Consider the following 25,390-nt stretch of genomic DNA (forward strand, 5'->3'; position numbering starts at 1 on the left):
ATGTTGCATGTTCTTCCCCCCCAGCCTCCTCAGCCAAGTCTTCTCAACGTAGATTCGCTGCGCGTGTCATTCGGACGCGACAATCCAAACGGCACGGCCGTGCGTGGCGTGTCGTTCTCGCTTCGATCGGGGCGTTGCCTCGCGATCGTCGGCGAATCCGGCTCGGGCAAGAGCGTAACCGCGCGCGCTCTCGTCGGGCTTGCGGGCCATGGGGCACATGTTCATGCGCACGAGATGAACTTCACAGGGACAGACCTGACTGACCTCAATGAACGTTCATGGCGGCTCATCCGGGGCAAGAAGATCGGCTTCGTGCTGCAGGACGCCCTTCTCTCGCTCGATCCACTCCGTCAGGTCGGCAGAGAAATCGGCGAGGGCCTCCTTCTCCATCGTGCTGTCCACTCCCGTGAGGAACTCAAACGCCGCGTGGTTGAGCTGCTCGAACTCGTTGGGGTTCCTGAGCCTGAGATCAAAGCCCGGCAGCTGCCGCATCAATTGTCCGGTGGCCAACGCCAGCGAGCCCTCATTGCGTCGGCGCTCGCACTCGATCCAGACCTCTTGATCGCCGATGAGCCAACCACCGCGCTCGACGTGACCGTGCAGGCACAGGTGCTGGCGCTGCTGGAGGAAACCAAGGCACGGGGCAAGGCTCTGATCCTGATCAGCCATGACCTGGCGGTGGTCTCGCGCATGGCGGATGATGTTCTGGTCATGCGCGAAGGCGAGGTCGTCGAGCGTGGACCAGCTGCGCAGATCTTCGGCGACCCGCAACACGATTACACCTCGCAGCTCCTGAACGCGGTACCCTCGGGACGTCCCCGCGGCTCCCGTTTGTCGTCCACGGCGATTGCACGCCTACCCAAGTCTCTGAGCCCGCTGCAACAACCACACTCGCCTAAATCCACTGCAATCATCCTCAGTGCGACCAATCTTGTGAAGCGATTCAACGGCCCTGATGGCGTCCCGCGGACGGTGGTTGACGGCGTATCCTTCGAGCTTCGGTCAGGCGAAACGCTGGGCCTTGTGGGGGAATCAGGATCAGGTAAATCCACCACAGCCCGCCTGGCGATGGCTCTGGATACTCCCGACGAGGGAGCCGTTCTGTTCCAGGGAGAGGCGTGGAGCGAAATCGCCGAACGCAAGCGTAGGGCGCGACGCCGCTCGATCTCCGTGATCTATCAAGATCCGCTCAGCTCCTTTGATCCACGCTGGACCGTCGGCCGCATCATATCTGACAGCCTCCTTGATGTGGACACCGGGTCGGAGCGTCGCCTGCGCATTATTGAGCTGCTCGAGTCGGTGGGCCTATCGCCAGCATTCCTGGATCGCCGGCCGCTGGAGCTCTCGGGCGGCCAGCGCCAACGCGTCGCGATCGCGCGTGCGATCGCGCCAAAGCCAGCCGTGATCGTCTGCGATGAACCGGTTTCCGCTCTGGATGTCTCGATCCAGGCGCAGGTGCTCGACCTGCTCGGGGATCTCAAGGCGCAGCTCGGTATGAGCTATCTCTTCATCTCGCACGATCTCGGCGTGATTCGCCATCTCAGCGACCGGGTCATGGTCATGCGCCATGGACGCGTCGTCGAGAGTGGCGATACGGATGAGGTTTTCCTCAATCCACGGGCGGACTATACCAAGCGTCTGATTGCTGCGGTACCTCGCCTCGTCCGACCTGTCGCAAGCGATCGCTCGTCTAGCCTCGTCAGCGGAGAGGTCGCATGAATGCGCCAGTACTTTCGGTTAGGTTTAGCGTGGATCGAGGACCAATATACTGCCCGCCGAGACCGATGTCCCGCCAATCCCATCGGGGCTGCCGATACCTCTTGCCCGCAAACGGATCGGAGGATCCGTCTCAACCAATAGACGAGACCGCTCCTGATATGGTCGAGCCGGCTCATTGAAGGCGAGTATGCGCGCGGTCCAAGCCGCACAAGCTTCTCTAGAGTCTATGTTGCTTGCTGATTGCCGCCATGCACGACGATCTCTCCGGGAATCTCACGACTTCTCCACCTGTGACGGGATGGAGTAGGTGCAGATTCATTTGAGCGCTTTCTCCTGACAGGATTGCCGTGCAGGGCGGCGACCGCTTCAACGCGAATATTGCTGCGCCCATATCTCTTGGCTGCACTAACGCCCATCACATCGCCGCTTGGATCGCGCTCCAGAAGCCGTATATCGTATACGGCAACGGAGCACCGATCGCGATGCTCGCCCTGTGCGCCTTAGTGCTGTTCGTCTCGAACTGGGGTACAAACGCAGCCATCACAGCGCTCGCCAGGCTGTTGTCGTCAACCGGGGCCCATTCCAAACTCCGCTTCTTCCAATCGATACTTCCCAATCGCCCGATTTTTTGACTTACCCAACCTTACCCAATCCGAGCCTCAAAGGCCGCTTTCGTTAGATGCGCGAAGATTAGCCTCGGCAACGCCGCGGCCGCTTGAAGAGGAGGGGGCGCGTGGTTTGCGGGCCAAAGAGCCCATCGGAGGGAATCATGCCAAGGACGCTCGCCGCTTTGCGCGGCCATACGGCTAGTTTTGCACAAAAAGCTCTCATCTGCTCCACCCTTTTGGCCGGAACGGCCATGGCGTTTTCCCAAGCTAAGGCGGAGGACATCAACTGGCGCCAGTTCGAAGGCACGTCGATCGTCTGGGCCTACGACATTCATCCGTATGCCGACGCGGTCGCGGCCCAGTTGCCGGAATTCGAGAAACTCACCGGCATCAAGGTGACGCCCGAACTGTATCCCGACGATGCCTATTGGAATAAGCTGACCATCCAGCTCAGTACAAAATCCCGCAGCTGGGACGTGGTGGGTACGGGCATTCAACCGGCCTGGGATCTCGCACCGGGCCAGTTGCTCGAGCCGCTCGATCGTTATCTGAACGACGCTAAGCTCACGGCAGCGGGCTACGACTACAAGGATTTCTTCCCTGCATTGCGGGATGCGCTGACCTGGAAAGTCAAGGAAGGCCAAATCGAGCCAGGAAGCGGGCAGGTGTGGGCGATCCCGCATGGCTTTGAGAACATCCAGCTGTTCTACCGTAAGGACATACTTGAAAAATACGGCATTGGGGTCCCAACGACTCCGCCAGAGATGTCCGCCGCCTGCGAAAAGCTGAAGGCTGCGGATCCCGCCATCACCCCTTTGGGCGTGCGCGGCGTGCGCTTTTGGAGCAGCATCCACACAGCTGCCATCTCGATTGCCAGGTCCTATGGCGTGCATGATTTCGTCGTCCAGGACGGCAAGTTGGAGACAGGGCTGGATTCGCCCGAGTCGATCGCCTTCCACAAAGACTATGTGGACATGATCAAGAAATGCGCGGCGCCGTCCTTTGCCAATGACAACTGGTACCAGGTCGTTGATGGCATCAATTCAGGGCGCACCGCGATGGCGATTGATTCAAATATGTTCGGGTTTTGGAACGACGTGGCTGGCAAGCCCGCGTCCGGCAAAATCGCGTTCGCACCCCCATTGCACGCACCGACTAGCAAGAACTTCGAGTCGAATATCTGGATCTGGTCGCTTGCGATGAACGCTGCGTCCCAGAAAAAAGGAGCCGCCTGGCTGTTCATCCAATGGGCGACATCGAAGCAAGTCGAGCTGAACGGCGCCATCGCCGGCAAGCTCGTCAACTCTCCGCGCGCCTCGACCTGGAGCGACAAGGCCTGGCTCGACTATGCGGCAAAGCCAGAGTTCAACAATTTCGTAGACACGTTTAAAACCGTGCAGGAACGGGCGCAACTCGCCTTCACAGCCCGCGTCGGCTTTGCCGAAGCAATGAACGCATGGGCCGTAGCCATGCAGAAAATGGTCAACGGAGCCGACGTGAAGGCGACGCTGGCCGCCCTTGCCTCGGAAATCCGTTCGTCAATGTGAAACAAATGGGGCGGCGAGCTCATCGCCGCCCCATGCATTTTAGAGATAGACCGAGATGGACCTTCGAGGATCCGACGGGCTCGTGACGCTGCAGTCTTCAGCCAGCCCACTTGTTGCGTCAAACGATAAGGCGGTCGCGCGCGCCGAGCAGTCGCATCTTGACTGGTGGAGCATCGCAGCCATAGCGCCAGCGATCACGATATTGCTCGGCTTTCTTTTTCTGTTCTTCTATGGCGTCTTTCAGTCGCTGACGGATCTCAAGTTCGGTCGGCCGCTGGTCCACTTCGTTGGCCTCAACAACTATGCAGCGCTGATCAAGTCGGATGATTTCTGGAACAGCATTCGGGCCACTCTTGTCTACGCCGGATCGGCGGTGGTTGCGGAGGCTGCCTTCGGTCTTGCACTTGCAAAATTGTTCGCGACCGAAGTCATCGTTGCACGGCTGATGCGGCCGGTCATCCTCTTGCCCCTCGTGCTGCCTCCGATGAGCGTAGCGCTCATGTGGACGACGATGATGGACCCGCAAAGCGGAATCCTTAACTATCTGCTCTCGCTTGCAGGAATCGCCCGCTTTGCATGGATTTCAGATCCCAACACCGCAATGTTTTCGCTCGTCCTGATTGACGTCTGGACCTACACGCCATTCTTTGCGCTGATCATTTTCGCAGGCCTTCAGGGTATCAATGAAGAAGTGAGGGAGGCCGCGCGTGTCAATGGCGCAAAAGGGTGGGCAACCTTTGTGCATATCGAGTTGCCGCTGATCGCTCCCTACATTCTGATCGCCGCGGTGTTTCGGCTGATCGAATCGCTCAATCAGTTCGACATCATTTTTGGCACTACGCAAGGCGGGCCTGGAGATAGCACCTCCGTTCTTTCCGTGCGCGCCTACATTGTCGCATTCCAGAATCTCGCCTTCGGGCGTGGTGCAGCCCTCATGGTCGTCAACTGGATGATCGTGCTGGTGGGAACGTTCGCCATGGTCAAGCTGTGGCGCGTCGTGCGGCAGCGCGTCAGCTGAGGGCCAACGTATGCGACTGAGACGCGCCACCTCCGTCAATTTGATCCTGAACCTGCTCGTCGGCATTTGCGCATTGATCCTGGCCTTCCCGCTTGTCTGGATCGTGATGATGTCGCTCAAGCAGCAGGCAGAGGTCATGACCTGGCCGCCGACCTTCCTGTTCTCGCCGACATTGGAAAACTTTCGCGTCTTGTTTGACGTCGCCCAAGCCGGAGCAACCAGCTACGGCACTATCAAGATCGATTTCCTGACCCCGATCACGAACAGCGTTGTCATAGCGCTTGGCTCTGTCATCGTGTCCCTGCTCGTGGGGGTCCCTGCCGGCTACGTGCTGGCAAGACGGGACATACCCCTCAAAGAAGACATTGCCTTCTTCATTCTGGGCTTCCGCTTTGCCCCGGTCCTACTGGTCGTCATCCCCCTGTTCAGCGTTTTCCAAACGATTGGCCTGTATGACACCTATATCGGCATGATCTGGGTCTACCAGGTCGTCACACTGCCGATGATCGTTTGGCTGAGCCGCTCCTATATCGAAGATATCCCAAAGGACATCGAAGAGGCGGCTGCCATGGATGGCGCCAAGCCGGTCAGGGTCGTGTTGCATATCGTGCTGCCGCTTTTGAAACCTGGTCTGATTGGGGCCTCTCTGCTCATCTTCCTGCTCGCGTGGCACAATTTTGCCCTCGGCCTGATCCTCTCTTCGACCAAGGCGCCGGTAACCGTCGCTCTGCTCAAGCTGCTAAACCCGGGCGTGCAATTCTATCCCGTCATGGCGGCAGGATTGGTCGTGACGATGATCATTCCCGTGATCCTGATCGTCATCGGCCAGCGCCACCTGGAGCGTGGCCTTACCTTTGGTGCTGTAAAATGAGTGCCAGGCCGTTGATGTTCTTCGGAACGACAAACCTCGATCTCTGCTTCAATGTCGAGCGGCTGCCAACGCCAGGTGAAAGCCTGATGGGAACGCTGACCCGTCACCCGGGAGGGAAAGGCGCCAATCAGGCTGTGGCCGCGGCTCGGCTTGGCTTGAGACCGCACTTTTACACGCGCCTTGGCGATGATGATGCGGGTCATTGGCTCCTGCAGTCCCTGACAGAGGCCGGCGTTTGCGCCGACGCGATCAAAATCGCGCCGGGCGAAGTCTCCGGCTCCGCTCTGGTCATGGTCGGTGACGACGGCACTAACATGATTGTCATAGATCCCGGCGCCAACCTAAACGTCACGCCGCAGATGATTGAGAACGCCGCGGAATTCATTCAGCACAATGCGATCGTGGTCGCCGAAATGGGTATGCCGATCGGAGCGCTCAACAGGCTCTTCGAGCTGAAGCGGGACAAGGGCTTCGAGCTGATCTTCAATCCGGCGCCAGTGAGGTCCGGGCTTCCGTCGACAGCGTGGAGCAGTGTCGATTTCGTCACACCGAACCAGACAGAGGCTTTTGAGCTGACAGGTATCGAGGTCGACGACTTTGAAGGTGCCGCCCACGCTGCGTCCAAGCTTCTTGATCTCGGGCCAGGTGCCGCGCTGATCACCCTCGGGGCACAGGGCGCCTATTATGCTGATAAGACCCGCTCTTTTGCCCTGCGAGCCTTTCCCGTGAGAGCGGTCGATACTACCGCCGCAGGCGATGCCTTCAACGGAGCATTCGCCGCTTCACTGGCCGAACGGCTGCCCTTGAGAGAAGCGGTCAGGAAAGCGCTGGCGGTAGCCGCGCTCTGTGTGACTAGACGCGGCGCGCAAAGCTCCATGCCGAGCGCCGAGGCCGTTGACGAGTTTCTGAAATCCCAAACGATCCTGGAGTTGGAATGACCGAACAGTTCTCAGTTTCAAACAGAACGGTGCTGGTGACCGGTGCCGGGGGCGGCATCGGGTCTGCCATCGTGAATGCGTTTCGATCTGGTGGAGCGAATGTCCTTGCCACCGATGCCAACCTGGAAACTCTCAGGAGCACTCTGGCAAGCCTGCCCCATGGCAACGGCGTATTACCGATGGCGATGGATGTCGCAAGCGAGGACGATGTTAACAGGGTTCTGGACGCGGTCGCCAAGCACTTTGGCCGGCTCGATGTGCTGGTCAACAATGCGGGCGTCAAATCTGCCCAACCGCTTCTGAATGGCGATGCGGACAAAATCGAGCGGACCATCCAGATCAACTCGGTCGCGGTCCTGCGCTGCTCAAAGCTCGCGATCGAGCGCTTCATGAAGGACAAAGGGGGCCGGATCGTCAATATCGGATCCTCGCTATCGTCCCAAGGTGCAGTCTTTAACTACCAGGCGGGCGGCGCCGACTATTGTTTGTCGAAAGCAATTGTTCACGACCTCACCAAGCTGCTCGCCTATGAATGTGCCCCACACAAGATCAATGTGAATGCCATTGCGCCCGGGATCATCGATACACCGATGCATGGGCGCCCGCGCGAGGAAACCGAGGCACGTCACGGGGGCCGTATCCCGCTCGGACGGGTCGGCGTGCCGGAGGATATCGCAGGCCTTGCTGTTTTTCTTGCAAGTCCTGCAGCTTCCTACATGACCGGGCAGATCGTACACGTGAATGGCGGGATGCTGATGAATGGCTAGTGTCGCTTCTCCCCCCAATTGGCCGCCAGTGGACGGTATCATTTCGGATCTCGACGGCGTCGTCTACCGCGGCAACGCGGCTATCGTCGATTCCGTGGAGGCATTTGGACGGTGGCAGGCAGCCGGATTGCCCATCTGCTTCGTGACGAACAACTCGACGCACACGCCAGCAGATGTCGTCAGCAAACTGGAAGGCCTTGGGCTTGTTATTGCGCCGAAGGACGTGGTCACCAGCGCCATCACCGCCGCCGAGCTCATCCGCGCTACATACCCGAAGTTTGGGCGTATATTCGTCATCGGCGCGCCATCCCTTACGAAAGCCATGACAGACGCGGGGCTCGAGGTGACGGATCGAAAGCCCGACGCCGTGGTCATGGGGCTCGATCGACAAATTACGCATGAGAAGCTGCGGATTGCGGTCGACGCGATCCTAAATGGAGCAGCCTTTATTGGCACCAACCCCGACCTCCTGTTGCCGACGGCAGGTGGATTCGAGCCCGGGGCAGGAGCTACGATCGCCGCCGTGGCTGCCGCCACGAAAGTGGAGCCTTTGATTGTTGGTAAGCCGGAGCCGCATATGATCGAGACTGCACTTTCCCGCCTGGGCACGGTACGCAGCGCCACCTTGATGATCGGAGACCAGATTCAGACTGATATTCAGGCTGGCAAGAGAGCAGGGCTTCCGACCGTGCTGGTCACGACCGGCGTGCCGCCCCGAGATGATCCCTCACTGGTATCGCCCGATTTCATCGTCTCCAGCCTGTCTGAGGTTGGGATAGCCCGAGCCAACATTGGAAGCCAGCGACCGAGGAGAGCGTGATGGCCGATGTTCGCCTGGAACGTATCAATAAGGCCTATGGGACGATCCAAATCCTGCGGAATGTCGACCTGATCATTGAACATGGCGAATTCGTCGTGTTCGTTGGACCATCGGGTTCAGGCAAGTCGACACTGCTCCGAATGATCGGAGGGCTCGAGCGTATCAGCGGCGGGCGGCTCTTGATCGACAATGAAGTCGTCAATGACGTTGATGCCGCCGACCGAAACATCGGCATGGTGTTTCAGAGCTACGCACTCTATCCGCACATGACCGTGCGCGAGAACCTTGCCTTCCCCCTGCGTATGGCCAAAGTTCCGAAGGCCGGGATTGAGGCCAGGGTCACCGAGACTGCATCACTCTTGCAGATCGATCATCTGCTGGGACGCAAGCCTCGGCAACTGTCAGGCGGACAAAGGCAACGCGTGGCTATTGGGCGTGCCATTGTACGCGAACCCAAAGTGTTCCTGTTCGACGAGCCGCTGTCGAATCTCGATACTGAGTTGCGGGTGCAGATGCGGGTGCAGATTGCCAAGTTACACAAGCAGCTTGGCAACACCATGATCTACGTGACCCACGATCAGGTCGAGGCAATGACAATGGCCGACAAGATCGTCGTACTCAAGGACGGCAACATCGAGCAAGTGGGCAGTCCGCACGACCTCTATCACAATCCGGCATCTCGCTTTGTCGCCGGGTTCATCGGCTCGCCTAAGATGAACTTTCTCAGCGGCCACATCGAATCAGCGCACGCGACGGGCATGGGCGTCAAGCTCGATGCAGGCGCGACAATCCTCGTCCCCGTCCAGCCGAACCAGTCGCTTGTCGGCAAGCCGATCACGGTCGGAATTCGCCCCGATGATTTCTCTCCATCCGCGGCGGAGAAGACCGATATTGGGATCGAGATCGACGTCGATTTCGTCGAGCATCTTGGCAGCGTCACCTACATCTACGGCAATGCTGGCAGAGAATCGATGGTTGCCAAGGCACCGAACGCGGCGGCGCCCAGTAGGTCGGGCAAGGTTCGTCTTGCGGCTTCGCCGGCGGACTGCCACCTCTTCATGATGAACGGAAATGCGCTGCGACGGTTGCATGCGCCGGCAAATTGGAGCTAGCCTTCCGACCTGCCCTGCAGGAGGCGGGACGGCATGCACACGCGGGTGGACCAGGTCAAGGGCGGCGGAATCAGGCGGTTCTTCCGGAACTCTCGTTCTTTTGTACTCGGGGCGGGGATCGGATCAGGCATGGCCGCCAGAGCTGCCGAGCGGGCGGGCGCGGATTTCGTGCTTGCGCTCAATGCTGGCCGGTTTCGCGCAATGGGTGGCTCTTCACCTGCCTCAATTCTTCCGATCCGCAACAGCAACGAATTCGTGGCTGGCTTCGGCCGGACCGAGATCCTGCCTTCAACGAAATTGCCAGTCTTTTTCGGGGCCTGTACCTTCGATCCAAAGCTCGACATCGACCGCTTTCTCGAGCGCATCATCAGGTGGGGCTTTTCCGGAGTCACCAACTTTCCTTCCGTGATCCACATCGATGACTACAGAAGATCTCTGCTGGAAAAGTCCGGCCTTGGCTACGAGCGGGAAATCGAACTCCTGGTCAAAGCTGCACAACACGGCCTGATGGCAATCGGCTATACGCGCACCCAGCCCGAGGCAAGGCGCATGGTCGAAGCCGGCGTCGAGGCCATCTGCATCAATTTCAATCTCAACCGGCCGATCGAAAGCGGATGCGACCCCACGATCAGCCTGTCCGAGCTCGCCGCGCGCACAAGCGCTGTTGCTCGCGTCGCTCAATCCATCGACAGGAACACGATCTGCCTGATGGGGGGCGGGCCAATTACGAAGCCTGACGAACTCCTCGATATCTGCCGCGAAACAGGTGTTCAGGGCTTCATCGGCGGCTCGTCGCTCGACCGCGTCCCGTTGGAAATGTCGGTCCTTGAGGTGACTTCAGGCTTCAAGACCATTCACTTGTTGCGGGAGAAGGTCGATCTTCTCGAGCGTCAGCTCCAACTGAGCGGATTCAGGCACGGTGTGATCGCGCAATCCTCAATCATGAAGCGCGTGCTCGAGACCGCAAGGCGCTTGGCAGGCCATCCCAGTCCTGTGCTGGTGTGGGGCGAGGCGGGGTCAGGAAAGCGACGAATAGCCAGTCTGGTCCACGCCTTCAGCGACAAGAAACTGACCAAGCCTGCGCTGTTTCAATGTCGGCCCGGCCCAGCCATCGATACGGTCGGCGTCCTGTTCGGCGCCGGGCAGACTGAGACCAGGCGACGCCAAGTGTCGCTCCTGGAAACCGCAACGGATTCTACGATCCTGCTCATGCATGTCGATCAATTGTCGCGGGACGGGCAAGAGCGTCTTGCCGACTATCTGGAAACCGGCAGTTTCACGCCGCTGAATAGCGTAGCACTGGCACGTTCCTCTGCACGGATCATTGCAACTGCAACCGTTGCTCGCGGGGGGGCTCTTAACGCTGTACTATGCCCTCGGCTTGTTGCGCTGTTTGCCGGGCTCGATATTGGGTTACCCCCGCTGCCCGATCGTCTCGAGGACCTTCCGCAGCTTGTTCAGCATTTCACGGTCGAGGCTAAAGGAGATTCGAATGCCCAGACGCTCGGTATAGAAAATTCTGCGTTCTTGGCGCTCGCAGGCCACAACTGGCCGGGCAATTTGAGAGAATTACGCCAGATCGTGAATCAGCTGGTGACGTTGCAACAAACGCACATTACGGCTGATGTCCTGAGGCCACTCTTGACGGCGTCATCACCTCTGAAGCCGACAAGCGCGTTCTCCGAACGCGAGTGGATCATCGAGGGCTTGAAACGAAACAAGCTGCATCGAGGGAAGACTGCCCGTTATCTGGGGCTCTCAAGAAAAACTCTGTACAACAAGATCAAGGGGCTGAGGATCTTGGAGTAGCAGTTGCCCTCTTGTTTTTGCCCACCGGCCGCCTTGAAGCTGTCACGTCCAAGAGCGCGAACTTTGGGATCGACGACCCCTGTTGGTCAAGCCTGGCCAATTCCATCTCGTCGCAAATCCTCAGCGCGAGAGCCGTTTCCGGCAAGTAGACAATGCCATGGAGATGCGGACCAATTCGTCTCTCTGCCGATATCATTGCAGCATCATCGGCAGCGGCGAACAAGGTCTTAAACCCCAGGCTAGCAAACCATTCCATGCGCCGAAGTTCGAGCTCCTGGCCGGAATCGACCGGTTCGCCAGCCGCAGATCGCTCAATCATGGACGCTGGTGGGAAATTTACTACTCCGCTGACCCCAGCTTTTTTCAACGCTTCGGCAACGTCCTCCCAACACGCGAACGGATCGATCATCATGATGGCCGCGTACGTGTGGGCGCGCGTTATCTCGGAAACGTTTTGCAAGCCGCGCAGCAGACAGTCATTCCAATCGACAATGGGCAAGGTAGCCATCACGAGTATGGAGCCCTTCGGAAGGCTGCGCAAAGATGGTGCGTAGATTTCCAACGACGCACCTTTACGGCCGACGGGCAGAAGACTGGCAAGTTTCCCGACGCCTGTCACTTTCAACGCATTATACCCGATTTTACTCATCGTATCATTCGCCGATCTTACACGTGATTTGAACCCGGTCTACATGTGAGCGCACGCCGGATCCGCTGGCAGACCGGGCTTGTCTGCTTCCTCCCTCGACTTAAGCCGCTGTTGGAGAAGTCCAGCAGCGGCCTCTTTTTCAGGTTCCGGGCCAGTGAGGGCATGCGATGCCACTCATTCCGTCAGAAGCTTTCCGAGCAGGCGTGCTTTTTTGAACTGCGGGGGACCATCTTCGAAGCACTCGCAGGAGTGTGGCTCCATCCGGTCCTTCCGCGGACATACTAATCAGATTGCAGGTAAAAGCAGGTCGGCATTCTGCGTGCGACACCCGATAAGTCTGTACGGCGCGGCGATCTCCTCCTAGTCGAAGTCCTCGATCCCGGACACAACTAGGACGGCGATGGAGAAGCACGCAGACTTTCTTGGTGCTCAAGATAGAACTTGTTCATCTTGGCTATGACCTGCGGAATGTTCGTCTCGAACGATCTACTGAAGCTGGTCTCTCATGTCGGCCGAGGCGCTCGCAGGCTCGACGCACCTGCAGGTCTTCGTTCCAATGCTCGTGAATATCTGCTCAGCCTCCACGCGCGTCAGTCTCGGAAGGGTGATCTTCGGCATGTCCGGCCTCCTCTTAGGCCCGACAGAGGGTTGTACCAATTGTAGAGCTCTTGCCGGGTGGCGCCGCCCGATCTTCGTACATTCCGACCGCGAAGCGTCCGGCCAGATCGTAGCCGAAACTTGTTGGGCGTTGCGTTAGCCTTGTGAGGACGAATTCGCGCGGCTCCTGCAGGGGGAACGTTCGCAGTATTCGAGGCCGATGCCCGTTGCGACTCGGACCGATAGCCGGTCGCGAGTGGCCATGTGAGCGCCGTTTAGGACAGCGATCGAGACCGTCGCACCAATCGTGACCCGACGAGCAATTTGGCAAGCCAGTGCGGGCTAGTCGGGCGACGATAAGAGGGCAATGCCCCGATGTCAACCAAGAGAGCTGAACCAATCCGCAATTGATATATCTCAATAATCATGCAAACCTTGCCATGTGTATGGAGTGGCCACACAGGCGCCCGATAACGGCAACAAGGACGTGAGATGACTAGGAACTGGGATGAAGCGATCGAGCGCATCAAAGATCGCATTCGTTCGACAGCGCAGCAGGTGGGCGATGGTTTCCCGCATTGGGCTGATCCAAATACCGGAATCTGGAAAACGACAGCTCATGGTGATTGGACCGGCGGCTACTGGCTCGGAATGTTGTGGCTTGCGTCGCGAGACGAGGAAGGCGAGCGCTGCAAGCATTTGGCTGACGAAGTCTGTAAGCGTCTCGTATCCCGCGTAAATGCCGACACAGCCTTCAAGGCTGCGACGTTCTACTACGGTGCGGGCCTGGGGGCGCTGCTCGGAGGAAGCAAGTCAGCGCGAGAGTTGGGTCTCGCGGCGGCAAGAGACATCAAACATCGATTCGACCCCAAGCTGGGTTTGGTGCCGCTCGGAGCGAATGCCGAAGAAGGATCACATGTTGGAGCGACCGCAAGCAGCATCGATAGCCTGGTCGTATCTCTGCTGCTCTTTTGGGCTGCAAGGGAGTCGAACGACAGCCAAATGCTGGACGTCGCCGCCAAACATACAGCCCGGGTTCTCTCAATCCATCAACGAGAAGATGGTGCCTTCGTTCAATCCTCTTCCCTAGACGTGCAGAGTGGCGAAGTGCTTCAACGCTATACGCACAAGGGATACAGCGAAAGCAGCGTTTGGGCGAGGGCGCAGGCATGGGGCGTGCTGGGTGCGACCATCAGTTGCCTCTCGGGAGGCATCGACGAGCGCTTCCTTGCTGCCGCAGTCAAGGGTGCGGATTGGTGGATTGATCACGTGCCAGCCGATGGCATTTCTTACTGGGACTTCAACGATCCTGCGGCCCCGAATACTGAACGAGACACAGCCGCGAGCGCCTTCATGGCGTCTACTCTGTTCAAGCTGAGTTCGGTCGCGCCCTGTGAAGGCAAGCGTCAAAAATACAAAGATGCTGCGGAAAAGACGGCCGCCGCTCTCGTCGATGGCTATCTCACCCCGTTGGGAGACGATGACAACAGACCCGTCGGCATGTTGGTCGAGGGCTGCTTCAACAAACGGGAAGATTCTCGGCCCGAGGACTACGTCAAAAATGCCGAGCTTATCTTCGGTAGCTATTATTTGTTTGAGGCGCTGCTGATGCTCAGCGGTCGCCTGCAGCCCTCTGAGGTGTAAGGAACGGAGATGCGACTAGTTCAATTTGTGACGCCGGAAGGCCGTCGGCAGGTGGGCGCCATTCTCAATGATGGTGCCCAGCCGGTGGTCGTAAAAGATGCGACGAGCGTCCGCGAGCTTGCGCTGGAAGCCGCGCGCTCGGATGCGTCCTTGGAACAACTTATTTCGGCACGGGGGGGTGAGGGAGAAGTCGATTATGACGAAATTGTTGCCGAGAAGAGGTTGCTTCTGCCGCTCGATCATGCGGAGCCGTCCCGCTGCACCATTTCCGTGACGGGCCTAACGCATCTCGGAAGCGCCGAATCTCGAGATGCCATGCACGCAAAATTAGCAGCAGATGATCTCTCCGACTCGATGCGCATGTTCAAACTCGGTCTTGAAGGTGGCAAGCCGGATCATGGAAGCATCGGGGTGCAGCCCGAGTGGGCATACAAGGGGGATGGTTCGTGGGCGGTGCCTCCCGAGCATCCGCTTAGTTTGCCGGCGTGGGCCGAAGATGGCGGCGATGAAGCAGAGGTCGTGGGCCTCTACGTCATCGGCGACCAAGGGGAGGTCCTGCGTGTGGGCTTCAGCCTCGGCAACGAGTACTCGGATCACGTGATGGAGCAGCAGAACTATCTCTATCTCGCCCATTCAAAATTGCGCGAGTGCTCTTACGGTCCCGAAGCCTTGCTCGGCGAGCTCCCGAGTGACGTAACGGGTACCGTGCGCGTATCGCGGGCCGGTTCAACGATCTGGTCTGACAAATTCATTTCCGGCGAAGACAACATGTCACATACCATCCGCAACCTTGAACATCACCACTTCAAGTATCGCGGTTTCCGTCGGCCGGGTGATGTTCACGTGCATTTCTTCGGCGCGAGCGTTTTGAGCTTCGCCGCCGGGGTCAGGCCGCGCAGCGGTGACATTTTCGAGGTGGAATCGAAAGCGTTTGGCCGACCATTGCGCAACCCACTTATCGCGGACGAAAAGACGGAGCTCCTTTCAGTCAAGGTACTGTAGGTTTCACAATCGAGGCAGGTCTAAGTGACGCTTGGGTCCTTCATGGAGCGAGTGACCGTGCGGCGAGGCGGCGGTCACTGACCTCTCCTGTATCCGGAGCGCTCCGCCGTCTTTCGACACGTCGGAAATCTGTTGAAAATCAGCGGCTTCTCGCCCAAATTCATGATTGCGAGCGCGGCCTCGGGAGTTGAAGGTCAAGGTCCTCTAGGATAAGCGGTTGAAATGCAAAAATGGTATCCCGAACTGCGCCCCGGCAAGGCACCCGCTTTTCTCCGTTTACTCGAGGCTATTGAGAAGGACGTTTCGTCCGGGTCGCTTGCTGTCGGGGCGAAACTCCCGACCCAGCGTGACTTGGCGGAGCGCCTCGGTCTCAGCGTCGGCACGGTGATCAAGGCCTACGCAGAGGGGCAACGCAGAAGCCTGCTCGTTGGCCACGTTGGCCGAGGGACGTTTGTTGCAGAACAGCGCCAGAGCGTCCAGTCTCGCGGGCGGGTCATCGACCTGAGCTTGAACATACCAGGCCCCTCGCGGTTGCCGAAAGTGCTCGCAGATAGCAGGTGGACGTTCCCCAGTGACATCTCCGATTATGTCGGCTACCTCTCTCAGTCCGGGGTGATGGATCATCGCAGCCAGTTCGCCAGGCTGTTGCGCGATACCGGCTTCGATACCGGACCTGACAATCTCGTCGTCACGAATGGGGCGCAACACGGGTTCTCGTTGACACTGAGCGCCATTTGTCAACCGGGTGACAAGGTATTCGTCGAGGCCGCCACTTACCATGGCATGAAATCGTACGCTCATTTCGCCAAGCTTGAGCTGGTCGGGCTTCCAATGGATAGCGAAGGCCTCGTTCCGGAAGCGTTCGACAGAGCGGCGGCTTCGGGCAATGCGCGAGTGCTGTTCACGATGCCCACGGTCCAGAGTTCCACGGCCACAATCATGGGAGCCGCTCGCCGCCAGGAGATTGTGCGAATTGCACGCAAGCACGACATCCTAATCATCGAGGACGATGCCTACGGCTTCTTGGATCAGGCCAGCATTCCTCTCGCCTCGCTGGCTCCGGAGCGGACGTTCTACGTCAATACGCTGTCGAAATGTCTGGCGCCCGGCCTACGCCTGGGCATGCTCGTCGTGCCCGAACAGTATATACCCCGTATCCATCAGGCCATGCGGGCGACCGTTTGGATGGCGTCTCCCATCTCCTCCATGATCGCATCCGAGTGGATCGAGAACGGCCTTGCCGCCAAGGTGCGTCAGTCGTTGGCACAAGAAGCGAAGAACCGCGTCAAACTCGCTTCACAGATCCTACGGCCGCATGTTAGGGCCAACCATCCACCGAGCTTTCACGTCTGGCTGGATTTGCCGAGTGGCGCCGTCGAGCATGTTGCCGCCCGAGCATTGCAACGCGGAGTGATCACCACGCCGTCTTCCGCTCTGCTTGTCGATCCGTCGCTGATCTCGGGATTGCGAGTCTCGATCGGCGTGCCGGATCGTATCGAGGATCTCGAGTGGGCCTTGCGGCAATTGGCCGGCTCATTAGAGCCCACCAACGAAGCTGACATGTCCATCATCTGAAACCAGAATGCGCCGAGCGCATTCTGGTTGTGCTGTCTCTTCCGGAAGTGGCACCTGGTCAGATGTTGCCGCCGAAGGAATAGGACGTCTTGACTGTCGTGTAGAACTCGGCGGCATATCTGCCCTGTTCGCGCGGTCCGTAGGATGAGCCCTTACGGCCGCCGAACGGAACGTGGTAGTCCACCCCCGCGGTTGGCAGGTTGACCATGATCATCCCCGCTTGAGCATTGCGTTTGAAGTGACTCGCGTACTTCAGACTCGAAGTGCAGATCCCAGCCGACAGGCCGAACGGGGTATCGTTTGCGATCTCCAGGGCATTTTCATAGTTACGAGCACGGATCACCGTTGCAACGGGTCCGAATATTTCCTCCCGTGCGATTCGCATTCGATTGTCGACTTCCGCGAAGAGGGCAGGAAATAAATAGAAGCCCGGCATATCTCGACTAAGCAGTTCGCCGCCAGCCACGAGCTTGGCGCCTTCATCCTGGCCTAGACGAATATAGCTGAGATCTTGATCGAGCTGACGCTGATCGACCACCGGGCCAATGTGGGTTCCGGCTCTGCAGGCGTCGTCCACTACAAGGGATTTCATACGTTCTGCCATTGCTGCAACGAAATCGTCGTGGACGCCATCTGTCACGATAAAGCGGGAGGAGGCAGTGCAACGCTGGCCCGTCGAGAAGAAGGCGCTGTTCACTGCACATTCGATGGCCACGTTGAGGTCGGCGTCGTCCAGAACGACCATCGGATTTTTCCCGCCCATCTCAAGCTGAACCTTTTTCATCGGATGAGCCGTCGTACAACTCTGCGCGATGTATTCCCCCGTGGAGGTCGAGCCGGTGAATGAAATCGCGGCTATTTTGACATTCTTCAGCATGGCCTCACCAACGACGGAGCCGCGGCCCATGACGAGGTTGAACACACCTGGCGGAATACCTGCGCGCGAGATGATCTCCGTTAACGCGTGCGCCGATCCTGGCACCAGCTCTGCTGGCTTGAATACGACCGTGTTCCCGCAGGCGAGAGCAGGAGCAATCTTCCAGGCAGGAATCGCGACGGGAAAATTCCAGGGCGTAATGAGCCCCACAACGCCCACGGGTTCTCGGGTAATCTCGACGTCCACGCCAGCGCGAACGGACGGCAGCTTCTCGCCTGCAAGACGCAGACATTCACCCGCGAAGAACTGGAAGATCTGTCCTGCACGCGTGACCTCGCCAATCCCCTCTGGAAGGGTCTTACCCTCTTCGCGGGAGAGAAGCCGCCCAAGTTCCTCCTTCCGTGAAAGGATCTCGGCGGCGATCGCATTGAGGCAATCGTGCCGAGTCTGGATGGTTGAACGGGACCAGGCTCGGAAAGCGTCGAATGCCGCGTCAATCGCTCGCTCCACATCGCTTGCCGAAGCTTGCGCAAATTCGCCGACCACGTCGGACGTGTTCGAAGGATTCACGTTCGGCACTGCGTTCGACGCAGCAAGCCATTCCCCGGCGATGTAATTCAAATTCATCGGTGTCCATCCAAATTAGGTTCGTCGAAAAATGCCATGCGGGCGCGATGGCGAATTCATCATCGCTCTACGCCGGCGTTGGTACCGGAATTCCCGGGGACAGTGCTCGACCGCGCCGCAATCCAATTCCACATATATTGGGATATATCAATGCCGCATTGAGCTAGCATATGATTTGACCTGCTTAGGGTTGTGCTGTAGCTTTCGTGTGCCGGCTTGTGGCCAGCCAAAATCAGATTCATTAGAGAGGTCGCCAAGTGATCGCTGAACCCGCAGACAACACGCTCACCCCGAAAGCCGGCGCCCTTAATGGAATTGTCGTGCTGGAAGTGGGAATGGTGATGCAGGTCCCTCTTGCCGGCCAAGTCTTGGGCGATCTCGGCGCGGACGTCATCAAGGTCGAAAGACCCCAGGGCGACATCACCCGTGGGCTCGATTTCGAGGCGACTCGGGTTGGGGGAATGAGCTCCTACTATGCAGCCATGGGACGCAATAAGCGTACACTCGCCCTGGATCTCAAGAATCCAGTCGCCAAGGAAATCCTGCTTCAGCTGGTCGATAAGGCCGACGTGCTCATGCATAACTTCCGACCGGGCGTGATGGAGCGACTAGGCCTCGGATTCCCCGAACTGAGCGCGCGCAATCCTCGGTTGGTCTATGCCGCTGGGTTCGGCTTCGGTGAAAGCGGGCCTCTGGCGAGCCGGCCCGGCCAGGATATGTTGGCGCAGGCTTTCAGCGGGCTTGCTCGCGGCGGGCTTGAAGAGCATCAGCCGCCTCACTTGACCAATTCGCCTATCGTTGACTACGGCGCTGCAATGTCGCTTGTACAAGGTGTTCTCGCCGCCCTTATTGAACGTCAAACCTCTGGGCTCGGCCAAGTCGTCTCGACCTGTCTGTACGATGTTGCACTCGCCATGCAACTCTGTGAAATTGCGAGCGAGAGCATTTACGGAACGAAGACGAACTGGATCAGTCAGTCGATCTTCTTCAAAACTAAAGACGGCTGGGTCTCGGTGGTTATGCTGTTCCGTGACAATCCGCTTGGGCTGATGTGCCAAGCGCTCGGTCTGCCCGACATCAGCACGCGACCTGAGCTGTCAACCCGCGAAGGTCAGGTTGCGAATCTTTCGAGGGTTCAGGAACATTGCGCGGACGCGATAGCCTCACTCACGACCGAGGCGGTGGTGCAGCGACTGTCTGAGGTGGATCTCCTTTGCACGGCCGTCAATGAGATCGCGGGCGCCGTCAGTCAGGCCCAAACTGCGCACAATGGCATCATGTGGCAAGTAGATGTACCGGGGCGCGGAACCGTCCCGTTGGCCGGTCTTCCGATTAGCCTGTCGCGTACCCCGCCAGGCATCCGGATCCACCCAGCACCGATCGGTGCTGCCACCGACGAGGTGTTGTCCTCATTCGGATTCTCAGTCGAGACCATTGCCGATGCCCGCAATAGAAGGGCGTTCGGCTAGCCGCCGTGACCTTCGTTCGCGGCTTGCGCGAAGAAGCGCCATAAACTCCAAGCCAAACCTTCACGGATCACCCTTTGACCACATCAGACCTCGTCATCGCGTCCACGCCGTCCCGACATGTTCGGCTGTTGAGCATGAATAGACATGCGAAACGAAACGCTCTCAGCAATGAACTCATCGCACATATTGCGCAAGCCTGCCGCGCTGCCGTTTCCGACGAAGAGGTACGTTGCATCGTGCTCACAGGAGGCGACGCCTTCTTTTGTGCGGGCGCGGACATCAAGGAAATGCAGCAGCGCGGGTTCGAAGCCATCAACAACCCTATCAGGCGGAATGATTGGAGAGATATTACGACCTGCGTGAAGCCCATCATTGCAGCCGTTGAAGGCGTATGTTTCGGCGGCGGGAACGAACTGGCCATGCTCGCCGACATCGTGGTGGCGGGCGAGAATGCACAGTTTGGGCAGCCAGAAATCAATATAGGCGTGATCCCTGGCGACGGCGGCACTCAACGATTGACCCGCGTAGCAGGAAAATCATTGGCAATGTTGATGGTTCTGGGCGGTCAGCCAATTTCTGCTCAGGCCGCGCTGCGTGCCGGGCTCATCGCGGACATCGTCCCCACCGGCACGGCGAACGCGCGAGCGCTCGAGATCGCAGGCCTCATTGCGCAGAAGCCGCCGCGCTCCGTCGAACTCGCCAAATCAGCGGTGCTCGCCGCGTATCAGACGCCTCTGGATGCGGGTGTGGAATTCGAACGACAGGCAATTCGGGTGGCCTTCACGACTTCGGACCAGCAAGAGGGCATGGATGCCTTCTTTGAAAAACGCCCGCCCAGATATCGGGGAGAATGAGATATTCGACCAGGGCCTTTGCCTTCCGTCGTTGGTGCGGAACGGCTCCACCAGAACGAGGCATAAGGCGGCGGTCTTTACCAATTGAAATGCCACTACCTGGCCATGCTCCCCTCTCGGCTTGAGAGTAAGGGAGCCGTTCGCAGTATTAGGTTCGCGATGTAACCGCCCAGTGGCTGAGTTCCTAAAGCGGGCGATGTGCGACGCCACGGCGACTGACTCGTGCGCACTGTTAGTGATGCGCACCTTCGTCGCACCTCGCAAAAAAGCGCAAACCGCCTTCGCCGTATGACAGGGCCGCGCAGCAATCTACTGAAGCATTGCCGACACCTTCGATGACGGCGGCCCAGCCGTTTGCCTTCCACTAAGCTTGGTCAAGGTGGTTGGGGAGTACAGCGACATGTCCGCGAACGCGATCACCTGCTCGTGCGCGTGAGTCCCATGGACGGCGACCGGAGATTCCGACTCAGCCCATCGTAACGCCGCTGTCCATTGCCTTTCCTCTTCGAGCAATTGAATTGTTGGTGTTGTCAGTTGCGCCGGACGTTGAGAGAGGCGGGCGCTGATCGCTCCCGCGGAGTCCGCGGTTCAGAGCCATTTTTCGTCGAGACGTTCGGCATTTCAGGCCCGCAAGGCAACCAACGCGCGCATTGGGATAGCGCAATCTGGCCGGGAATTACGGCAATTGAGCTAGAATACGTGATTCTCTGCGCCTTACAGGCGCTCCATATTCCCCCAGGAGCTCTGCCGATCGCAAACTTCGGATCAGCTAGCCCAATGTCGTATTGCTGTGTCGCAATATTGACATTGGGCTATCTGCGTGTTGTGCTCCTCACGTACGGACTAGGGCAAGTACGACCGGCGTTGGGAAATAGCGACCGTGAGCGAGAGGCACTTTTCGCCCGCGGAGGATGCCGCCAACTCACGGCGTCATCGCCATAGAAAGACGAACGCGACGCGCAAAGCGCGGGTGCAACAGGAGGGAACGGTGAAATGAGCCAGACGCTCGCATATGCAGGCTGCTTGCAATATCAAAACGAAATGGCTCGGGGACGTCTTCTCCGCGCACCTCGGTCTTCTCGCCTGAGTTCGCCGCTCACAGCGCGGAGGTGCTCGCTTGTATTCCGCATCAGCGCCACGGAAGCCCACGAACGGCGATGACCTCTCGCCTCGGACTCCTGCGCCCATCATCCATGACGAATTGATTAAAAGAGCGGAAGCAAACCATGCAATTGACAGCACACCCCGTAGGGGACGTCGTTGAGATCGATAAATCCGTCGCGACGAGGTCAATGACTCTGGGCCTCGGCGGGGGCGTCGCCCTCGAATTCTACGACTGGCAGCTCTATGGCTTCATGGCGGCATTCCTGTCGCCGCACTTCTTTCCAGCCACTGACCCTGTCGTCTCGCTGCTCGCGGGACTGGCAGTATTCGGAGCAGGGTTTGCCGCACGGCCTTTAGGGGCGGCGCTGCTCGGCCCGATTGCAGATCGCATCAGCCACAAAGCCGTGATGCTGATCGCTGTTTCCGCCATGGCACTATCGTCGCTGATGATCGCAGTGCTGCCAGGCTACAAGGATCTCGGCATCACTGCCACCATCGTGCTGGTTTCCCTTCGGCTGGTGCAAGGCCTCGCCGTAGGCGCCGAAGCGGGCGTTGCAAATGCGATCGCGATCGAATTGGCACCGGCAGGTCAGGAGGGACGATACCTCGGACTGATCAATGGCACATTCATCATGGTGGGCTCGATCGGAGCCAGCTTGGTTGCTTTCCTGGTCAGCGGCGCCGTGTCCCCTGAAGTCATGCGCGATTGGGCTTGGCGCGTTCCGTTTGGCGTCGGAGGTGTTCTAGGCTTGCTCATCATCTATCTTCGGCAGACCCTTCCAGAAACCCTAATCGCTCGCGCCATGCATCGGGTCGACGAGGACTCGCGCATTCAAAAAACGACCGGCGGAGTGTGGAAAGCGCTTTGGAAGGCAAGGCTGTCCCTTTTCGCCGCGATTCTGGTTGTTGGCGGCGTCCAGATCGCTAATTACACGTACAATTTCGGTTTGCCTAACATTGCCAATGGCGTATTCAAGGAAAACAGCACTTATGTGTATGGCATCGTGACGGTCATGGGCGCGATTTGGATGGTGTTCTCGCCGACAATCGGTGCCTTTGCGGATAAGGTGAAACCGTCGCGGGCGTTCGTGATGATGCGCCTGCTGCTAATCCCGTCGTTCTTTCTATCCCTGCTCTATGCCGAGAAGAGCATTCTGACCTTCTCAATCGTTATGTTGGTGGGCGGAACTCTGGTCGGTTGCAATATGGCGCTCTATAACTTTATTGCCACAACGTTGATGCCCAGAAATATTCGGACCACCGGCGTCGCGCTCGGGTACGCTATTGGCGCAACGATATTCGGCGGTACCACACCATTCCTGCTGCTGTGGCTCCAACGCTCTAATCTGTCCTGGGTGTTTCCATTCTACGGCACGGCCGTCGCGTTGCTTAGCATCATAGTTTATCTGATCGCGAAACAACGAGGCGGCGTCTACGTCGGGGATTAGGCACGGCGGGGCTTCGTCTCCTACTTCTGGCTACCCCAGCGTGAACGATCCACATCACGAAGGGCCCCGCATTCGTAAGCGCTTAGCCGCAACCCTATTGAGGCTGGCTTGACGTTTTGCGGAATCGCCACGGCATGAGGTCTTCGATGCGGCTATGGGGATGGCCGTCGATGATCGTCTCGAGTGTTTCGGCGATGTAGGCGGCCGGGTTGACGTCGTTGAGCTTGCAGGTGGCGACGATCGAGGCGAGCAAGGCCCAGTTTTCGGCTCCGACCTCATGACCGGCGAAGAGCGCATTTTTTCTGGTCAGGCAGACTGGCCGGATGGCGTTCTCGACAGGGTTGGTGTCGAGCTCGAGGCGCCCGTCTTCGAGGAAGCGGGTCAGACCTTGCCAGTGATTGAGCGCGTAGCGGATGTCCTCGGCGAGCGTCGAACCGCTGGAGATCATCGACAGCTGCTTCTCGAACCACATTTTCAAAGCGGCGACGAGAGCCAACGAATGCTCCTTTCGTGCGGCGAGCCGGATGTCCGGCGATGCACCGCGCACCATGGCTTCGATGGCGTAAAGCTGTGCGATGTGCCGAATGGCGGCCTCGGCGATCGGCGATTTGCTATTGCGGGCCAATTTGACGAAGCGTCGGCGCAAGTGGCTCCAGCAATGCACGAGCGTCCAAGGCCCTTGCAGTCGAGCGACTTCGGTCAGTCGATCATAACCGTCATAGGCATCGCATTGCAGGAAGCGTCCGCCAAAGCCATCCAGGAACTGCTCAGCGAAGGCACCGCTGCGACTGGGGGCATATCGGAACAGCACGATCGGCGGACTTGGGCCGCTGTGGCCGCGGTCGTCTGAGGCAATCGCCCAGAAGTAGCCTTTCTTCGTTTGGCCGCGCCCCGGATCGAGTACCGGCGCCTTGGTCTCGTCCATGAACAGCCGATCCGCCATGGCCAGGTGGTGGCGCATGTGTTCCGCGATGGGCTGAAGATGGAAGCAGGCGCGGCCGGACCAGTTGCCCAGTGTCGCCCGATCAAGCCGGATGCCCTGGCGCGCATAGATCTCGGCCTGACGGTAAAATGGCGTATGGTCGCCAAATTTGGAGACGATCACATGCGCGATGGCCGCTTCGGTCGGCAGCCCGCCGGGCACGACGTGCTCCGGTGCGTGCGCCTGCACGACGGGGCCGGAGCAGCGGCGACAGATGTATTTTGGGCGGCGTGTGATCAGCACGCGCCATTGCGCCGGGATCACGTCGAGGCGCTGGCTGACGTCCTCGCCGATCTTCGTCATGGCGCCGCAACCGCACGGGCAAAGCGTACTCGCAGGCTCGATGATCCGTTCCACCCGCGGCAAATGGGCAGGCAGGCAGCCGCGATTGCGATGAGAACCTTGATCCGGCGCGCTCCGCGATCGGCCCTTGATCACAGCCTCGGCTCTCTCCTGCGCCGCGTCCAGGATGCCTTGCGCGATCTCCACGTCTTCCAGCGGCAAGTGATACTGATCTGGCCGCAGCTTCTCGGACGTCGCGCCGAACTTCTCGCGTCGCAATTCGCCGAGAATGACCTCCAACCGACGCCGCGCCTCTTCCGACGTCGCCAGCGCCGCCTGATGTTCGCTCAAGGCCGCCTGCGTTTGCGCCAAAAGCGCTTTCAATTGTTCATTTTCGTCGCGCAGCGCCGCGATGCTCATGCGCTATTTCGAGCACATCGCCGCCGCGCGTGCCACATTCAAAATAGCTTCCGAGTCATTCTGCCGCAGTTATCCAGCCGCCTGGGGACGCCGCGCTTCTTCCGGGCGGACCAACCTCCAATCCAGCCCCTCGAACAGGGCTGCGAACATCGCCGGCGATATCCGTATCACGCCGTCTGCGATCGTTGGCCAAACGAACTTGCAACCTTCAAGACGCTTGTGCACCAACACCAGACCCGTTCGATCCCAGACCAAAATCTTGATCCGGTCCGCTCGTTTCGATCGGAACACGAAGGCTGCGCCGCTGAACGGGTCGAGACGAAGCATCTCCTGCACCTTCGCCGCAAGCCCATCGTGGCCACAGCGGAAGTCGATCGGCCGCGTCGCGATGTAAATCTTCAGATCGGCACCGGCCGCGATCATCGTGACGCTCGCATCGCGCGGATCACACGGGACAGCTGCTCGCCATCTATGGCTGTGTCCGTCCGCAGCACGACATCGCCGATCGCGATCTCAAGCTTGATCGCCGGAACCTGACGCTCCTCCAACGCACCTTCCACGACTAGCGGCGCGAATGTCGGCTGCGATACCTCGCGCGGCGACAACATGCCTCGCTGTCGAAACCGCCGCCGCCAATCGTAGATTTGCCAG

21 protein-coding genes are annotated in these 25,390 nt (G+C 58.9%); 16 read left to right on the top strand and 5 right to left on the bottom strand.

What is annotated here, in order from left to right:
• The 10 genes from IVB07_RS38855 to IVB07_RS38900 all read left to right on the top strand — a co-directional run bounded on the left by IVB07_RS38855 (position 1) and on the right by IVB07_RS38900 (position 11,209).
• Complete coding sequence (locus IVB07_RS38855; RefSeq protein ID WP_247371507.1) at positions 1–1,719, top strand: ABC transporter ATP-binding protein; 1,719 nt, start codon at positions 1–3, stop codon at positions 1,717–1,719.
• 347 nt (positions 1,720–2,066) lie between these two features.
• The gene (locus tag IVB07_RS38860) at positions 2,067–2,351 is read left to right on the top strand and encodes a hypothetical protein (RefSeq protein WP_247369503.1); all 285 of its coding nucleotides are present in this window, start codon (positions 2,067–2,069) and stop codon (positions 2,349–2,351) included.
• Positions 2,352–2,488: 137 nt separating this feature from the next.
• Positions 2,489–3,874, top strand: a complete 1,386-nt coding sequence (locus IVB07_RS38865; RefSeq protein WP_247369501.1) for a sugar ABC transporter substrate-binding protein — start codon at positions 2,489–2,491, stop codon at positions 3,872–3,874.
• 82 nt (positions 3,875–3,956) lie between these two features.
• Entirely contained in the window at positions 3,957–4,892 is a 936-nt protein-coding gene (locus tag IVB07_RS38870; RefSeq protein WP_247767987.1) for a sugar ABC transporter permease, read from the top strand.
• 10 nt (positions 4,893–4,902) lie between these two features.
• A complete protein-coding gene (locus tag IVB07_RS38875; RefSeq protein ID WP_247369497.1) occupies positions 4,903–5,763 on the top strand; it encodes a carbohydrate ABC transporter permease in 861 nt (286 codons plus the stop codon).
• Complete coding sequence (locus IVB07_RS38880; protein WP_247767988.1) at positions 5,760–6,701, top strand: ribokinase; 942 nt, start codon at positions 5,760–5,762, stop codon at positions 6,699–6,701. The genes IVB07_RS38875 and IVB07_RS38880 overlap by 4 nt, the downstream gene beginning before the upstream one ends.
• The gene (locus IVB07_RS38885; protein WP_026233437.1) at positions 6,698–7,468 is read left to right on the top strand and encodes an SDR family oxidoreductase; all 771 of its coding nucleotides are present in this window, start codon (positions 6,698–6,700) and stop codon (positions 7,466–7,468) included. The genes IVB07_RS38880 and IVB07_RS38885 overlap by 4 nt, the downstream gene beginning before the upstream one ends.
• Entirely contained in the window at positions 7,461–8,288 is an 828-nt protein-coding gene (locus IVB07_RS38890; protein WP_247767989.1) for an HAD-IIA family hydrolase, read from the top strand. The genes IVB07_RS38885 and IVB07_RS38890 overlap by 8 nt, the downstream gene beginning before the upstream one ends.
• A complete protein-coding gene (ugpC, locus tag IVB07_RS38895) occupies positions 8,288–9,400 on the top strand; it encodes a sn-glycerol-3-phosphate ABC transporter ATP-binding protein UgpC (protein WP_247767990.1) in 1,113 nt (370 codons plus the stop codon). Before IVB07_RS38890 ends, ugpC begins: the two co-directional genes overlap by 1 nt.
• Positions 9,401–9,529: 129 nt before the next feature.
• Positions 9,530–11,209 carry a phosphoenolpyruvate hydrolase family protein gene (locus IVB07_RS38900; RefSeq protein ID WP_247369491.1) on the top strand — a complete coding sequence of 560 codons (1,680 nt, stop codon included), beginning with the start codon at positions 9,530–9,532 and terminating at the stop codon, positions 11,207–11,209.
• On the opposite strand, the gene IVB07_RS38905 is transcribed toward IVB07_RS38900, so the two are convergent.
• Entirely contained in the window at positions 11,184–11,858 is a 675-nt protein-coding gene (locus IVB07_RS38905; RefSeq protein ID WP_247767991.1) for a hypothetical protein, read from the bottom strand. The two genes, IVB07_RS38900 and IVB07_RS38905, sit on opposite strands and share 26 nt — an antisense overlap.
• Before the next feature lie 1,089 nt (positions 11,859–12,947).
• On the opposite strand from IVB07_RS38905, the gene IVB07_RS38910 reads away from it, so the two are divergent.
• The 3 genes from IVB07_RS38910 (at position 12,948) to IVB07_RS38920 (ending at position 16,676) form a co-directional block, all read left to right on the top strand.
• Positions 12,948–14,099: a glycoside hydrolase family 88 protein gene (locus IVB07_RS38910; RefSeq protein ID WP_247300044.1), complete on the top strand. Its 1,152-nt coding sequence runs from the start codon at positions 12,948–12,950 to the stop codon at positions 14,097–14,099.
• A gap of 9 nt (positions 14,100–14,108) precedes the next feature.
• Positions 14,109–15,101, top strand: coding sequence for an AraD1 family protein (araD1, locus tag IVB07_RS38915; protein ID WP_247767992.1), 993 nt, complete (start codon positions 14,109–14,111; stop codon positions 15,099–15,101).
• Between the two features lie 222 nt (positions 15,102–15,323).
• Positions 15,324–16,676 carry a PLP-dependent aminotransferase family protein gene (locus IVB07_RS38920; protein WP_247369482.1) on the top strand — a complete coding sequence of 451 codons (1,353 nt, stop codon included), beginning with the start codon at positions 15,324–15,326 and terminating at the stop codon, positions 16,674–16,676.
• Between the two features lie 58 nt (positions 16,677–16,734).
• Here the strand turns inward: IVB07_RS38920 and IVB07_RS38925 are convergent, their stop codons facing one another.
• A complete protein-coding gene (locus IVB07_RS38925; RefSeq protein WP_247371491.1) occupies positions 16,735–18,180 on the bottom strand; it encodes an aldehyde dehydrogenase family protein in 1,446 nt (481 codons plus the stop codon).
• Between the two features lie 257 nt (positions 18,181–18,437).
• On the opposite strand from IVB07_RS38925, the gene IVB07_RS38930 reads away from it, so the two are divergent.
• The 3 genes from IVB07_RS38930 (at position 18,438) to IVB07_RS38940 (ending at position 23,055) form a co-directional block, all read left to right on the top strand.
• Positions 18,438–19,649: a CoA transferase gene (locus tag IVB07_RS38930; RefSeq protein ID WP_247371489.1), complete on the top strand. Its 1,212-nt coding sequence runs from the start codon at positions 18,438–18,440 to the stop codon at positions 19,647–19,649.
• A gap of 74 nt (positions 19,650–19,723) precedes the next feature.
• The gene (locus IVB07_RS38935) at positions 19,724–20,503 is read left to right on the top strand and encodes an enoyl-CoA hydratase-related protein (RefSeq protein WP_247371487.1); all 780 of its coding nucleotides are present in this window, start codon (positions 19,724–19,726) and stop codon (positions 20,501–20,503) included.
• 1,226 nt (positions 20,504–21,729) lie between these two features.
• A complete protein-coding gene (locus IVB07_RS38940; protein ID WP_247297957.1) occupies positions 21,730–23,055 on the top strand; it encodes an MFS transporter in 1,326 nt (441 codons plus the stop codon).
• A gap of 94 nt (positions 23,056–23,149) precedes the next feature.
• On the opposite strand, the gene IVB07_RS38945 is transcribed toward IVB07_RS38940, so the two are convergent.
• The 3 genes from IVB07_RS38945 to IVB07_RS38955 form a co-directional block, all read right to left on the bottom strand.
• Positions 23,150–24,739: an IS66 family transposase gene (locus IVB07_RS38945; RefSeq protein ID WP_247369577.1), complete on the bottom strand. Its 1,590-nt coding sequence runs from the start codon at positions 24,737–24,739 to the stop codon at positions 23,150–23,152.
• A gap of 69 nt (positions 24,740–24,808) precedes the next feature.
• Entirely contained in the window at positions 24,809–25,162 is a 354-nt protein-coding gene (tnpB, locus tag IVB07_RS38950) for an IS66 family insertion sequence element accessory protein TnpB (protein ID WP_007601228.1), read from the bottom strand.
• Positions 25,159–25,347 carry a hypothetical protein gene (locus tag IVB07_RS38955; RefSeq protein WP_247368318.1) on the bottom strand — a complete coding sequence of 63 codons (189 nt, stop codon included), beginning with the start codon at positions 25,345–25,347 and terminating at the stop codon, positions 25,159–25,161. The genes tnpB and IVB07_RS38955 overlap by 4 nt, the downstream gene beginning before the upstream one ends.
• Positions 25,348–25,390: the final 43 nt, after the last annotated feature.

Origin of the sequence: Bradyrhizobium sp. 172, assembly GCF_023101065.1 — a bacterium.
Taxonomy (GTDB): Bacteria; Pseudomonadota; Alphaproteobacteria; order Rhizobiales; family Xanthobacteraceae; genus Bradyrhizobium; species Bradyrhizobium canariense_D.

Bases quoted from the DNA above. Each gene is read 5' to 3' on its own strand.
- ugpC (WP_247767990.1), top strand. From the start codon at position 8,288: ATGGCCGATGTTCGCCTGGAACGTATCAATAAGGCCTATGGGACGATC.
- IVB07_RS38880 (WP_247767988.1), top strand. From the start codon at position 5,760: ATGAGTGCCAGGCCGTTGATGTTCTTCGGAACGACAAACCTCGATCTC.
- IVB07_RS38910 (WP_247300044.1), top strand. From the start codon at position 12,948: ATGACTAGGAACTGGGATGAAGCGATCGAGCGCATCAAAGATCGCATT.
- IVB07_RS38940 (WP_247297957.1), top strand. From the start codon at position 21,730: ATGCAATTGACAGCACACCCCGTAGGGGACGTCGTTGAGATCGATAAA.
- araD1 (WP_247767992.1), top strand. From the start codon at position 14,109: ATGCGACTAGTTCAATTTGTGACGCCGGAAGGCCGTCGGCAGGTGGGC.
- IVB07_RS38875 (WP_247369497.1), top strand. From the start codon at position 4,903: ATGCGACTGAGACGCGCCACCTCCGTCAATTTGATCCTGAACCTGCTC.
- IVB07_RS38905 (WP_247767991.1), bottom strand. From the start codon at position 11,858: ATGAGTAAAATCGGGTATAATGCGTTGAAAGTGACAGGCGTCGGGAAA.
- IVB07_RS38925 (WP_247371491.1), bottom strand. From the start codon at position 18,180: ATGAATTTGAATTACATCGCCGGGGAATGGCTTGCTGCGTCGAACGCA.
- IVB07_RS38855 (WP_247371507.1), top strand. From the start codon at position 1: ATGTTGCATGTTCTTCCCCCCCAGCCTCCTCAGCCAAGTCTTCTCAAC.
- IVB07_RS38865 (WP_247369501.1), top strand. From the start codon at position 2,489: ATGCCAAGGACGCTCGCCGCTTTGCGCGGCCATACGGCTAGTTTTGCA.
- tnpB (WP_007601228.1), bottom strand. From the start codon at position 25,162: ATGATCGCGGCCGGTGCCGATCTGAAGATTTACATCGCGACGCGGCCG.
- IVB07_RS38900 (WP_247369491.1), top strand. From the start codon at position 9,530: ATGGCCGCCAGAGCTGCCGAGCGGGCGGGCGCGGATTTCGTGCTTGCG.
- IVB07_RS38920 (WP_247369482.1), top strand. From the start codon at position 15,324: ATGCAAAAATGGTATCCCGAACTGCGCCCCGGCAAGGCACCCGCTTTT.
- IVB07_RS38945 (WP_247369577.1), bottom strand. From the start codon at position 24,739: ATGAGCATCGCGGCGCTGCGCGACGAAAATGAACAATTGAAAGCGCTT.
- IVB07_RS38885 (WP_026233437.1), top strand. From the start codon at position 6,698: ATGACCGAACAGTTCTCAGTTTCAAACAGAACGGTGCTGGTGACCGGT.
- IVB07_RS38955 (WP_247368318.1), bottom strand. From the start codon at position 25,347: ATGTTGTCGCCGCGCGAGGTATCGCAGCCGACATTCGCGCCGCTAGTC.
- IVB07_RS38890 (WP_247767989.1), top strand. From the start codon at position 7,461: ATGGCTAGTGTCGCTTCTCCCCCCAATTGGCCGCCAGTGGACGGTATC.